Source organism: Vreelandella arcis, assembly GCF_900103865.1.
Classification (GTDB): domain Bacteria; phylum Pseudomonadota; class Gammaproteobacteria; order Pseudomonadales; family Halomonadaceae; genus Vreelandella; species Vreelandella arcis.
In genome coordinates, this window is record NZ_FNII01000003.1 from 187633 (window position 1) to 199995 (window position 12363).

Sequence of the window (12363 nt, forward strand, 5' to 3'; positions counted from 1 at the left end):
ATGACGCTGAGCCCAAATGAGGTAATGCAGGCACTGGCTAAAGTATGGCCTGCCGGTAAGTTGCCCGGCGAGCTGCCAACCCTGCCTGAGCGTGTCAGCGTTACCAGCGACTCTCGGCAGGTGGCCCCCGGCGATATCTTTGTGGCCGTCCCCGGTGGCCAGCATGATGGTCGCGACTTCATTGATCAGGCGATTGAGGCCGGCGCCGGGTTGGTGCTTTCCCATGCGAGCCAGGGGGATATCACTCTCGAGGGCCGCGTGCTACAGCTGCCGTACCTGACCCGGCGGCTGGGTGAATTGGGTCGTGCGCTCTTTCAACTGCCTGCAGGCCCTGAGGTCATTGGCGTCACGGGAACCAACGGAAAGAGTTCGGTGACGCACTATATTGCCGCTTTAAGCGAGACGCTCGGGACACCCGCCGGCGTTATCGGCACCTTAGGCGTCGGCCGTTTGGGGGCGTTAAGCGATACGGGCTTGACGACACCGGGTGCGCTCGCCATGCACGAAGCGTTGGGCGGGTTGGCTCGCCAAGGCGTAAAGCGAGTAGCGCTGGAGGTCTCGTCGCATGCTCTTGCACAGTCTCGTCTGGATAGCGTCGACATTACCAGCGGTGTGTTTACTAATTTGAGTCGTGATCATTTGGATTATCACGGCAGCATGGCGGCCTACGCAGCGACTAAAGCCAAGCTGTTTCGGCGCACCGAACTCACCCTGGCGGTTGTCAACGGCGATGACCCCTTGGCTCGCTTGATGTTGGCGGGGTGCGACAAACACGTGCGTGTTCTGGCGACAGGGACCGATGAGGCGGTGACTTTACGTGTCGTCGGCTGGCACCCCCACAGCCAAGGCCAGGAAGCCCTAATCGCCACCCCAGATGGCGAAAGGGCGCTTTCGCTTACGCTGATGGGGCGCTTTAATCTGGATAATGTGCTATTGGCGATGGCGGCGCTGTATGGCGCAGGTGAGTCATTGGACGCCCTGTTTGACGCGGCTGCATCGCTTTCGCCCGTACCGGGTCGTATGGAGTGCTATCGTCAAGCGAACGCACCCAGTGTTGTGGTGGATTACGCCCATACGCCGGATGCTCTCGATAACGCCCTGCGCGCACTGGCGGGTCACGCTGGTCGCCTGTGGTGCGTATTTGGCTGCGGTGGTGAGCGCGATACCGGCAAGCGAGCCGAGATGGCTCGCGTGGCAGAAGCCCAGGCGGATGTGGTCATCGTCACCGATGATAATCCCCGTGGAGAGCCCGCCGAGCGCATTCGTGAGGAGATTTTAGCAGGCTTTACCCAGGCTCAGCCGTTGGAAGTGGCTAATCGCCGTGAGGCCATTGCTTATGCGGTTCGTCACGCGGGTTCTGATGACGTTATTTTGGTAGCCGGCAAAGGGCACGAGCCCTATCAAGAGATTCAAGGCGTTCGCTATCCCTACCACGACGGTGAGGAAGTACGCGCGGCCTTGGCCGCTCGGGGGGCGCGCTAAATGGACTGGACGTTGGGCCGCGTGGCCAGCGCGCTTGCCATCAACGCGCCGTCAGGATTGGCGTCTACGCCGATCAGCGCTGTTGTTACCGATACCCGCAACATGGTGGCGGGCGGGTTATTTGTGGCCTTGAAAGGGCCGCGTTTTGATGGGCATGATTTGTTGGCCGAGGCGCAGCAGGCCGGTGCGGTTGCCGCCTTAGTAGAAGCGCCCGTGGATAGCGCGATGCCCCAGTTAGTGTGTGCCGATACCCGCCTGGGGTTGGGTTTGTTAGGCGCTGCCGCCCGCGAAGCATGGCAGGGCCCCCTCGTAGCGGTGACCGGCAATAGTGGCAAAACGACTGTAAAGGACATCACCGCCGCGTTACTTGAGCCGCTCGGGCCGGTTCATTCGACGCAGGGTAATTTGAACAACGATATAGGGGCGCCGCTCACGTTGCTGGCGCTTTCGCCCGAGCATCAAGCAGCTGTTGTTGAGTTAGGGGCTAATCATTTGGGCGAAATCGCCTGGACAACCCGGTTGGCACGGCCTCAAGTCGCGATTATTACCAATGTGACCGGTGCTCACGTCGGAGAATTCGGCGGCATGGGGCAAATCGCCCAAGCCAAGGGCGAAGTGCTCAGCGGTTTGCAGGTCGATGGCGTGGCGGTTTTAAACCGAGATGACCGCTATTTTGCCTACTGGTCGGCATGCGCTGCGCCTGGCCGTGTAGTGAGCTATAGCACTAACATGCCGGCGGACATCTGTGCCGAAGCGCTTTCCTGTGACTCCCAAGGGCGTTATGCTTTTACGCTTAATTATCAAGGGCGAGACATTGGCCGTGTGCAACTGCCCCTGCTGGGTAAGCATAATGTGAGTAATGCCTTAGCGGCGACGGCAGCAGCGCTCAGCTTAGGAGTGTCAGCGGAGCAGGTGATGGAGCGACTAGCGCGCCTAAAAGCATTACCTAACCGGCTGAGCGTGATTCCAGGCCCGCGCGGTGCGAGCCTACTCAATGACACCTATAACGCTAACCCAGGCGCCGTAAAAGCTGCGTTGGATACCCTGGTTAGCTTGCCTGGGCCACATTGGTGTGCACTCGGGGCAATGGGCGAGTTGGGTGATGATTCTAACGCCCTGCACGCTGAGATTGGACGCTACGCGGCCCAATTAGGGATAGAGAGACTATTGACCCTAGGGGAGTCGGCTAAACCGGCAAGCGACGCCTTTGAGGGTGGATTGCATTTTAATGATTACGCGACGCTTGTGCGTCATCTTCACAACACGTTGCCGCCCAATGCCAGTTTATTGGTCAAAGGGTCGCGCAGCGCAGGCATGGAACACGTTGTCACCGCCCTGCGCACGGATAAGATAAGGTAAACGCCGTTCATGTTACTTCACTTGGCGAATTTTCTGGCGGAGTATCAATCTGCCTTTCAGGTTTTTAATTATTTAACGTTGCGCGTGATCTTGGCAGCCCTAACCGCGCTATTTTTGTGCTTGTGGCTAGGGCCCTGGGTGATCCGGCGGCTGGTCGAAGGGCAAATTGGTCAAGCCGTGCGTGATGATGGTCCGCAGTCTCACCTGTCTAAAGCCGGGACACCGACCATGGGCGGCGCGATGATATTGCTGGCCATAGCGATCAGTACGTTGTTGTGGGGCGACCTGACGAATCACTATGTGTGGGTGGTGCTGGGTGTCACGCTGGGCTTTGGCGCGATTGGCTGGGTAGACGATTACCGCAAGGTCGTTGAGAAAAACCCGCGTGGTTTACCGGCGCGGTGGAAGTATTTTTGGCAGTCGGTAGTGGGCTTGGGCGCGGCTGTTATTCTTTATATGACGGCGGCATCACCATTAGAAACCAGTTTGTTGATCCCCACGCTGAAAGACGTTGCTGTGCCCCTGGGCGTTTTTTATATCCTGTTAACTTACCTGGTGATTGTCGGTAGCTCCAACGCGGTGAACCTGACCGACGGACTTGACGGCTTGGCCATCATGCCCACCGTGCTTGTGGCAATGGGGCTGGCCGTATTTGCTTATGCCAGTGGTAATACCTTGTTCGCTGACTATCTACATATTCCGTTTATATTGGGTACCGGTGAGTTGGCGGTCTTTTGTGCCACGATTGCAGGGGCTGGGTTGGGATTCTTGTGGTTTAACACTTACCCCGCCCAAGTGTTTATGGGCGATGTGGGAGCGTTGGCGTTAGGCGCAGCCTTAGGCGTCGTGGCGGTCATCGTTCGCCAGGAAATTGTGTTGTTCATCATGGGCGGCATTTTTGTATTGGAAACGGTGTCGGTAATCTTGCAAGTGAGCTCCTACAAGCTGACGGGGCGCCGTATCTTCCGCATGGCGCCTTTGCATCATCATTATGAGTTGAAAGGATGGCCGGAGCCACGTGTCATTGTGCGCTTCTGGATCATTACTGTCGTACTGGTGCTGTTAGGGCTGGCGACGCTTAAAGTTCGTTAATCCATTTAGTTTTTAATTGTGCCGAGCGTTTCATCGCTCGGTGTGAGGGAGCCTGGGATGGTTCGCGTTCCACCCGGAATGACGCTAGTAGTAGGGCTGGGGCTCTCGGGACGGGCTATCTGTCGTCACCTGGCAAGCCTTGGCACACCGTTTATGGTCGCCGACACCCGTGAGGCGCCCCCTGGTATGGCAGCGTTCCTTGAAGCGTATCCGCAGGTGAAGGTGCATTGCGGGCCGCTTGAAGCGCTAAACCTTGAGGCCGCCGAGGAAGTTGTGGTTAGCCCTGGCGTTGACCCCTACCATCCAACCTTGGCGCCATTAGCCGAGCAGCTTAACCCGCGCACCGGTGAACCCCGTCTGGTGGGTGAAATGGCCTTGTTTGTGCGTGCGACACATACGCCGATTGTTGCCATCACCGGCTCCAATGCGAAATCTAGCGTGACCACTCTGCTGGGCCAGATGGCACTTGCGGCAGGCGTTAATGCGGCCGTTGGGGGTAATCTGGGCACGCCCGCGCTGGATTTGTTGGCGGATGAGCCTGACGCTGAGTTATTTATTCTGGAGCTTTCCAGTTTCCAGCTTGAAACCACGCCTCGCCTGGGGGCGACCGTTGCGGCGTTTTTAAATTTATCCGAAGACCACCTAGATCGACATGGGGATATGCAAGGCTACCGTAACGCCAAACAAGCCGTTTTTCATGGCGCGCAACTGGCCATCGTTAATGCCGATGACCCGCTAACCTTTCCGATTCAACCGGTTCCCAAGGTGACGCAGTTTGGCGCCCAGCCGCCTAGCGAACACCACTGGGGGTTGGCGTACCATCAAGGACGCTTAACGCTAATGCAGGGCGCGACTCCCTGGATTGCCGCCGATCAACTAGCCATGCTTGGTCAGCACCATTACGTTAATGCGCTTGCCGCGTTGGCTATGGGCGAGGCGCTGGGATTTGATAAGGCCTCTATGTGTCAAACGGTTATAGCATTTAAAGGCCTGGTTCATCGCAGCGAAGTGATTGCCAGCCTCAATGGGGTTAGTTGGGTCAATGACACTAAAGGCACTAACGTAGGGGCGACGCTGGCAGCGATTGAAGGCATCGGCGCCGCCTTGCAAGGGCGATTGATATTGCTCGCGGGAGGGGTGGGTAAAGGTGCGGATTTCACACCGCTAGCGGCACCACTAAGCCAAATCGCGCGCTGTGTGATGGTGTTCGGGCAAGATGCGTCGCGTCTGGAAAGCGCGCTTGCCAGCCACGTCGAGACGCATCGTGTTGAAGATTTAGAGCGCGCCATGGAGGACGCATACGCGCTGGCCCAGCCAGGCGATTGCGTGCTGCTGTCGCCCGCCTGCGCCAGCCTGGATCAATTCGCTAATTATCAGGCGAGGGGCGAGGCTTTTCGTCACTGGGTGACTCAAAAGGCACAACAAATCGGCGAGGCCATACCATGAAGCGATTCCAAGGCCTGCGCCAAAAAATATCGACCCAGGGGTTACCCTGCGATATCTGGTTGATCATGGTGGTCGTGTCACTCGCTGGATTAGGCTGGGTAATGGTGAGCTCGGCGTCCATCGGGTTGCTTGATAATAGCTACCACTATGCGCAGCAACATGGCTTATTTCTGCTGATCGCGGTGTCTGCATGCCTGCTGATGTTATGTATCCCCCTGGAAGTGTGGCGACAAAACGCCGGGCTGATACTACTGGTTAGTATTGCACTGTTAATCTTGGTGCTGATCATCGGTCAGGAGGTTAACGGCAGTAAACGCTGGATTGCGTTGCCGGGGCCGCTACCTAGCTTGCAGGTGTCAGAGTTTGCCAAAATTGGTCTGATTTTTTACATGGCGGCGTTTATGTCACGGTTCGCCTACGAACTTCGGCGTCGGCCGTTTAGTATGTGGCGGCCGCTGGCCGTATTGGCCGCACCGGCGGGGCTGTTATTTTTAGCCCCCGATTTTGGCGGCATGGTGGTGTTTACCGTGTGCGTGATTGGCATGCTCATGATGGCGGGTGCGTCGCTAACCTTGTTGATCGGCAGCGGTAGCCTCTTGGCGACTGGCGCGGTGATGATGGTGGCCTTGGAACCTTACCGCCTGGCGCGTTGGACTAGTTTCCTTGACCCTTGGGCTGACCAGTTTGCTACCGGGTACCAGCTGACCCAGGCGTTGATTGCGTTTGGTCGCGGCCATGTCACGGGCACCGGGCTTGGCAATAGCGTGCAGAAACTCCATTACCTGCCTGAGGCCCACACCGATTTTATTTTTGCGGTGGTTGCCGAAGAGTTGGGTATGGTGGGCGCCATAACGGTTGTGTTGTTATTTACACTATTGATTGGCCGGGCGATGTGGATAGGTCGCCGAGCTGAGCTGTCGGGTCATCTGTTCGGAGCTTATGTAAGCTATGGCATCAGCTTTATTATTGCCGCTCAAGCATTTATCAACATGGCGGTGAGTTCCGGGTTGCTGCCCACTAAAGGGCTGACGCTGCCGTTAATCAGCTATGGCGGCTCCAGTTTGCTGGTGACGGGCGTCATGATTGGCCTGTTGTTACGCACCGATGCCGAAACGCGTCATTACCCCAAACGGTCTCCGACGCCATATCGGTCGCGTCGTGAACCGCGCCTCTCATCGTCAAGGTAAAGGAGTTGCATGTGACATACCCAGCACGCCGAGTGCTCATCATGGCAGGAGGAACCGGTGGACATGTGATCCCAGCGTTATCGTTGGCGCGGGCCTTGTCTGCTCAGGGTGTCGAGGTCGAGTGGCTGGGTAGCCCGAAAGGTATTGAAAACCGGTTGGTACCCGAGGCAGGTATTACACTACATACCATTGCCATTTCCGGGTTGCGCGGCAATGGCCTTGCTGGATGGCTAAAGGCACCCTTGAATTTGAGCCGCGCTGTGCACCAGTCGCGGCGTATAATGGCGGCATTTAAACCTCATGTTGTAGTGGGGTTGGGCGGCTTTGCCAGCGGACCAGGCGGGCTAGCTGCTAAAACACTCGGTATACCGCTGGTGATTCATGAGCAGAACGCCGTGGCGGGGTTGACCAACAGAGTGCTTTCGCGGCTTGCGACGCGCACCTATGCCGCTTTTCCTCAGGCGTTTGCTCAGCGGGCGGAAGTGATTGGCAACCCGGTTCGCGACGATATCGCTGCGTTGGGGAATACGCCAAGGGATGTGTCGACGATGGCTGCGCGTCGACTGCGACTGCTCGTCGTGGGTGGGTCGCTGGGCGCTGTCGCCCTTAATGAGCGACTCGCCCCAGCGATTGCGCAGCTGCCGTCAACGCAGCGTCCAGAGATTTGGCATCAGGCCGGCAAGGCGCGAGATAGCGACACGGCTGCGCTGTATGCAGAGCAGGGCATAGAGGCCCGCGTTGTCCCCTTTATTGATGATATGGCGGCCGCTTACGACTGGGCGGATCTCGTGGTTTGCCGCGCTGGTGCATTAACCGTTGCCGAGCTGGCGGCAGCGGCCAAACCGTCGCTGCTGGTGCCTTTCCCGTTTGCTGTTGATGACCATCAACGCGTGAATGCCCAGGTGCTGGTTGAGGCGCAGGCGGCGTTGTGCATTATTCAGTCTGAATTGACCCCTGAGCGGCTTAGCCACGAATTGACTCACTTATTAACGCCCGACACCTTGGCGGCGATGGCCGCTAATGCACGCCAAGCCGCGCACTTAGAGGCGACCCAACGTTTGGCCGCTGGGTGTCTGGATGTGATACCGCAAGGAGAGACTGCGTGACGGACTTTGAAACTAAACCAGTACCCTCAACGGCTGTCCCCAGTGGCCCGGGTATGCGGCGTATCCGCCGCATCCACTTTGTGGGTATTGGTGGGGCGGGCATGTGTGGCATCGCAGAGGTGCTCGCCAATCAAGGGTACGCTGTGAGCGGCAGTGATTTGAAACATTCACCCGTCACCGAGCGTTTGAACCAATGTGGCGTGTGCGTATCGATTGGCCACGCTGAAGAACACGTCGCCGGGGCGGATGTCGTGGTGGTATCGAGCGCTATCGACCACACCAACCCTGAAATACGCTGGGCCCATGATCATCGCGTGCCGGTGGTTCGACGCGCTGAAATGCTTGCTGAACTAATGCGATTTCGACATGGCATCGCGGTGGCGGGCACCCATGGCAAGACAACCACGACCAGTTTGACGGCTACGCTTCTGGCGGAGGGCGGCCTTGACCCGACGTTTGTCATCGGTGGCAAGTTGACCAGCGCGGGTACCAACGCGCGGTTAGGCGAGGGCGACTATTTGGTCGCAGAGGCGGACGAATCTGATGCCTCGTTTTTGCACCTGCAGCCGATGATGTCCATCGTCACCAATATTGATGCCGATCACATGGCGACCTACGGCGGTGATTTTTCCCGCCTAAAAAGTACCTTTGTCGAGTTTTTGCATAACCTGCCTTTCTATGGGTTAGCGGTACTATGTATTGATGACGCCAATGTCCGCGAGTTAAGCGAAAAGGTGAAGCGTCAGTTCGTGACCTACGGGTTCGATGCAGATGCGGACTACCGGATTGTCGATTTTTCCCAGCAGGAAGGCGAGGTGTCGTTTACCGCCTTGCGGCCAGGCGGGGCCGAGCCTCTGCCTATCCGTTTGGCGATGCCTGGGCGCCATAATGCGCTAAACGCAATGGCGGCTATTGTCGTGGCGACGGACGCAGGCGTCAGCGACGCTGCCATCACACGCGCATTGGCGGGGTTTGCGGGTATAGGCCGTCGTTTCCAAGTGCATGGTCATTTTCCCACCTCGTCAGGTGGAGAAGTCATGCTGGTGGACGATTATGGTCACCACCCCAGAGAAGTGGATATGGTGATCCAGGCCGTCCGGGCGGGCTGGCCTGAGCGACGTCTGGTGATGCTCTATCAGCCCCATCGCTATAGCCGTACGCGTGATTTATACGAGGATTTCGTACGTGTGCTTTCCCAGGTGGATACGCTGGTGCTGTTGGACGTTTATAGCGCTGGTGAATCGGTGATTCCCGGCGCTGAAGGGCGTACGTTGGCGGGCTCGATTCGTCAGCGGGGTGAGGTCGACCCAATTTTTGTCGAGCATAAACACGAATTACCCGGTCTATTAAGTAATGTATTACGCCCTGGGGATATTTTGATTACCCAAGGGGCGGGGGACGTTGGCGGTATTTCCCTGCGCTTAGCCCAAGCCCAGATGGCGTTAAATGAGGTAGATCTGTGAGCAAAGCTAACTCTCAACCCTTGTCGTTTGAGCGGGTTGTCGTGGTGTACGGCGGCGATTCAGCCGAGCGGGATGTATCGCTAAAGAGTGGGGCCGCGATTATCGCTGCGCTTGAGCGACAAGGCGTCAATGTACAGGGGTATGATCCTCGTGAGGGCGGGTTGGTCGGCCTTGAAAAACTGGCCCCGACAGCCGTCTTTGTGGCGTTGCACGGTCGGGGTGGCGAAGACGGTACCCTGCAGGGCGCGCTTGAGCTGCTGAACATTCCGTATACCGGCAGTGGCGTATTGGCGTCGGCATTAGGCATGGACAAACAACGCACTAAGCAAGTGTGGCATGCCCTGGCCTTGCCAACGCCAGAAAGCATCATGCTGCATTCAGACGCCGATTGGGCTGGCGTGGTCGCGCAGCTTGGCTTGCCGCTGATCGTTAAGCCGGTGCATGAAGGGTCGACGCTGGGTATCAGTATTGTCGACGACCAAGCGTCTCTGGAATCTGCCTATCACGATGCGGCGCGTTTTGATGCGCGGGTGATGGCCGAGCGCTTCATTCAAGGTGATGAATACACGGTGAGCTTACTGTCTGACCAGGTGCTCCCCGCGATTCGTGTGGAAGTGCCGGGCGGGTTTTACGACTACGAAGCGAAGTATTTAACCGATACCACCGAGTACCATTTGCCCTGTGGTCTATCTCACGATGATGAGGCCGCATTGGCAACGCTCTGCCAACAAGCCTTTGCGGCCGTTGGCGGGCAAGGTTGGGGGCGCGTTGACGTGATGCGTGACAGTGACGGTCGTTTTTGGCTATTGGAAGTTAATACCGTGCCGGGGATGACCGATCACAGCCTTGTGCCTCAATCAGCCGCGCACGCGGGGATTAGTTTTGATCAACTAGTGATGCGCATTTTACAAACGGCTGGCCAGCAGAGCGCCTCATGAAAAAACGCCAGGCCTGGTTAGGTAGTTTGATGTTGGGCCTTTTGCTAGTTGCCGGTGGGCAAGCACTTTGGTTATGGCTTGACCGGCCCATAGAGCGTGTCTCTATCCGGGGCGACTGGGACTACGTGAATGCAGACTATTTGCGTACCCAACTGGCCCCGGTGGTTGAGGATAGCCAGTGGCTATCTGCGGATTTGGGGACGCTGAGAGAACAGGCATTGCGCATTGGCTGGCTAAATGAAGTGCGCATTAGTCGCGAATGGCCGAATGCGCTGATCTTTGAACTGGTTGAGCAAACCCCAGTGGCTCGCTGGAATGACGACTTTTTGCTTAATGAAGAGGGCGAAGCCTTTGCTTTTTCCCCATTAGGAGTGCCCGAGGGGTTACCCGATTTGGCGGGTCCTGCCGGTAGCAATGAGGAAGTTTTAGATTACTACCGCCAATTAACGCCGCATTTTGCACGGCTAGATTTACGCTTAACCCAACTTCGCTTAGAGCCTCGGGGTGCCTGGCGGTTACAATTAAACGATAGCGCTTGGGTAATGTTGGGTCGACGTCAACACGAAGTACGGCTGGCACGTTTAAGTGCTTCTTGGCAACGCGAGTTGAGTCATTTAAGTGAACGTATCCGTTATATCGATTTGCGCTACCCAAATGGAGTGGCCGTTGCTTGGCACGGTGAAAGTGAATTTGATGTGCAAGAAGAGTAACGAGGCGATCATGGGATGTTTAAAAGATGTAAAGTAAGCAGTTGCTGTCGATGAAAACCCCGCTGACGGGGTTTTATTTCACTGTTATGGCGACTATTGTGACATTTGACTAGTCGTATTGCGGCAAATGTTTCTATACTATGTGCCAATTGGAATTATAATGTTAACTCGTTTGATTAATTTGGCTCATTGCCACACGTTGTAAGTTGGCACGCTTATTAACTTGTGCCCAAGTAGCATTGAGCATTAATTGTATTTTTATTTAAGGCAATAAGGAGATTTCCCGACTCATGGCAGGCTCACCCAACGCATCCAACATGGTGGTCGGGCTGGACATTGGAACGTCCAAGGTCGTCGCCATCGTCGGTCAGCCGACCGACGATGGTGGGATTGAAATTGCAGGTATCGGTTCGCATCCGTCGCGGGGCATGAAGCGCGGTGTGGTCATCAATATTGAATCCACCGTGCAGTCAATTCAGCGCGCTGTTGAAGAAGCCGAATTGATGGCCGGATGTGATATTCACTCGGTCTACGTAGGCGTAGCCGGAAGTCACATAAAATCGATGAACTCCGATGGTGTGGTGGCGATTAAAGAACGCGAAGTGACTCCTTCGGATATTGATCGAGTGATAGACTCAGCCAGGGCGCGGGCCGTTTCGGAAGGCCAGCGCGTGCTGCACGTGTTGCCTCAGGAGTTCTCGATCGACGCCCAGGGCGGTATACGCGAGCCACTGGGCATGTCGGGGGTTCGTCTTGAAGCACAAGTGCATTTGGTAACAGCGGCGCTTAACGCGGTACAAAACATTGAAAAATGTGTGCGTCGCTGCGGTCTGGATGTTGATGCCATTATCCTTGAGCAACTGGCATCGAGTATGGCTGTATTGACTGAGGATGAACGCGAACTTGGCGTGTGCATGGTCGATATCGGCGGCGGCACTACCGACATGGCTATTTTTACTGAGGGTGCCATTCGCCATACGGCGGTGATCCCTATTGCCGGTGACCAGGTAACCAACGATATTGCCATGGCGCTGCGAACGCCGACCCAGCACGCCGAAGAGATTAAAGTTAAGTATGCCTGCGCGCTGACTCAATTAGCGGCAAGCGACGAAATGATTAAAGTACCTAGCGTGGGTGATAGGCCAGCACGGGATCTTTCCCGACAAGCATTGGCTGAAGTGGTAGAACCACGTTACGAAGAGCTTTTTACGCTGGTCAGAGACGAGCTGCGTCGTAGCGGCTACGAAGATATGGTCGCGGCTGGCGTGGTATTGACCGGCGGTACGTCACGCATGGAAGGCGTGGGTGAGCTGGCAGAAGAGATTTTTCATATGCCGGTTCGCATTGCGTGTCCGCAAAATGTCAAAGGGTTGTCAGACGTGGTACGTAACCCTATCTATGCAACAGGCGTCGGTTTACTGCATTATGCATTGCAGGAAGCCCGTCATGGGCATAATCGTGAAAGCCAGGGAGGAGTCATCCCTGTACATAAGGGGCGTGCTGACGTCTCCCGGCGTGACGTCAAGGACGGCAGTGCAGCGCTGACAAGAATCAAAGGCTGGTTCAAAGGAAATTTCTGA

10 protein-coding genes are annotated in these 12363 nt (G+C 56.5%); all 10 read left to right on the plus strand.

Annotated features, from left to right (window positions below; genetic code table 11):
- The 10 genes from BLR97_RS04615 to ftsA all read left to right on the plus strand — a co-directional run bounded on the left by BLR97_RS04615 (window position 1) and on the right by ftsA (window position 12363).
- Entirely contained in the window at window positions 1–1482 is a 1482-nt protein-coding gene (locus BLR97_RS04615; RefSeq protein WP_089702976.1) for a UDP-N-acetylmuramoyl-L-alanyl-D-glutamate--2,6-diaminopimelate ligase, read from the plus strand.
- Complete coding sequence (locus BLR97_RS04620) at window positions 1483–2841, plus strand: UDP-N-acetylmuramoyl-tripeptide--D-alanyl-D-alanine ligase (protein ID WP_089702978.1); 1359 nt, start codon at window positions 1483–1485, stop codon at window positions 2839–2841.
- Between the two features lie 9 nt (window positions 2842–2850).
- The gene (gene mraY / locus BLR97_RS04625; RefSeq protein WP_089702980.1) at window positions 2851–3933 is read left to right on the plus strand and encodes a phospho-N-acetylmuramoyl-pentapeptide-transferase; all 1083 of its coding nucleotides are present in this window, start codon (window positions 2851–2853) and stop codon (window positions 3931–3933) included.
- A 57-nt stretch (window positions 3934–3990) separates the two neighbouring features.
- Window positions 3991–5379: a UDP-N-acetylmuramoyl-L-alanine--D-glutamate ligase gene (murD, locus tag BLR97_RS04630; protein WP_089702982.1), complete on the plus strand. Its 1389-nt coding sequence runs from the start codon at window positions 3991–3993 to the stop codon at window positions 5377–5379.
- Entirely contained in the window at window positions 5376–6566 is a 1191-nt protein-coding gene (gene ftsW, locus BLR97_RS04635) for a putative lipid II flippase FtsW (protein ID WP_089702984.1), read from the plus strand. Before murD ends, ftsW begins: the two co-directional genes overlap by 4 nt.
- An 11-nt stretch (window positions 6567–6577) precedes the next feature.
- Complete coding sequence (gene murG / locus BLR97_RS04640; protein WP_280140177.1) at window positions 6578–7672, plus strand: undecaprenyldiphospho-muramoylpentapeptide beta-N-acetylglucosaminyltransferase; 1095 nt, start codon at window positions 6578–6580, stop codon at window positions 7670–7672.
- A gap of 53 nt (window positions 7673–7725) precedes the next feature.
- Window positions 7726–9135 (plus strand): UDP-N-acetylmuramate--L-alanine ligase, encoded by a 1410-nt coding sequence (gene murC, locus BLR97_RS04645; protein WP_089703216.1) that lies wholly within the window; start codon window positions 7726–7728, stop codon window positions 9133–9135.
- On the plus strand, window positions 9132–10073 hold the full coding sequence (locus BLR97_RS04650; protein ID WP_089702986.1) for a D-alanine--D-alanine ligase: 942 nt from the start codon (window positions 9132–9134) through the stop codon (window positions 10071–10073). Before murC ends, BLR97_RS04650 begins: the two co-directional genes overlap by 4 nt.
- Window positions 10070–10783 (plus strand): cell division protein FtsQ/DivIB, encoded by a 714-nt coding sequence (locus BLR97_RS04655; protein WP_089702988.1) that lies wholly within the window; start codon window positions 10070–10072, stop codon window positions 10781–10783. Before BLR97_RS04650 ends, BLR97_RS04655 begins: the two co-directional genes overlap by 4 nt.
- 290 nt (window positions 10784–11073) lie before the next feature.
- Window positions 11074–12363: a cell division protein FtsA gene (ftsA, locus tag BLR97_RS04660; protein WP_089702989.1), complete on the plus strand. Its 1290-nt coding sequence runs from the start codon at window positions 11074–11076 to the stop codon at window positions 12361–12363.

Excerpts from the sequence above, each read along its gene's own strand:
- BLR97_RS04615 (WP_089702976.1), top strand. The coding sequence starts at position 1 with ATGACGCTGAGCCCAAATGAGGTAATGCAGGCACTGGCTAAAGTATGG.
- BLR97_RS04620 (WP_089702978.1), top strand. The coding sequence starts at position 1,483 with ATGGACTGGACGTTGGGCCGCGTGGCCAGCGCGCTTGCCATCAACGCG.
- mraY (WP_089702980.1), top strand. The coding sequence starts at position 2,851 with ATGTTACTTCACTTGGCGAATTTTCTGGCGGAGTATCAATCTGCCTTT.
- murD (WP_089702982.1), top strand. The coding sequence starts at position 3,991 with ATGGTTCGCGTTCCACCCGGAATGACGCTAGTAGTAGGGCTGGGGCTC.
- ftsW (WP_089702984.1), top strand. The coding sequence starts at position 5,376 with ATGAAGCGATTCCAAGGCCTGCGCCAAAAAATATCGACCCAGGGGTTA.
- murC (WP_089703216.1), top strand. The coding sequence starts at position 7,726 with ATGCGGCGTATCCGCCGCATCCACTTTGTGGGTATTGGTGGGGCGGGC.
- BLR97_RS04655 (WP_089702988.1), top strand. The coding sequence starts at position 10,070 with ATGAAAAAACGCCAGGCCTGGTTAGGTAGTTTGATGTTGGGCCTTTTG.
- ftsA (WP_089702989.1), top strand. The coding sequence starts at position 11,074 with ATGGCAGGCTCACCCAACGCATCCAACATGGTGGTCGGGCTGGACATT.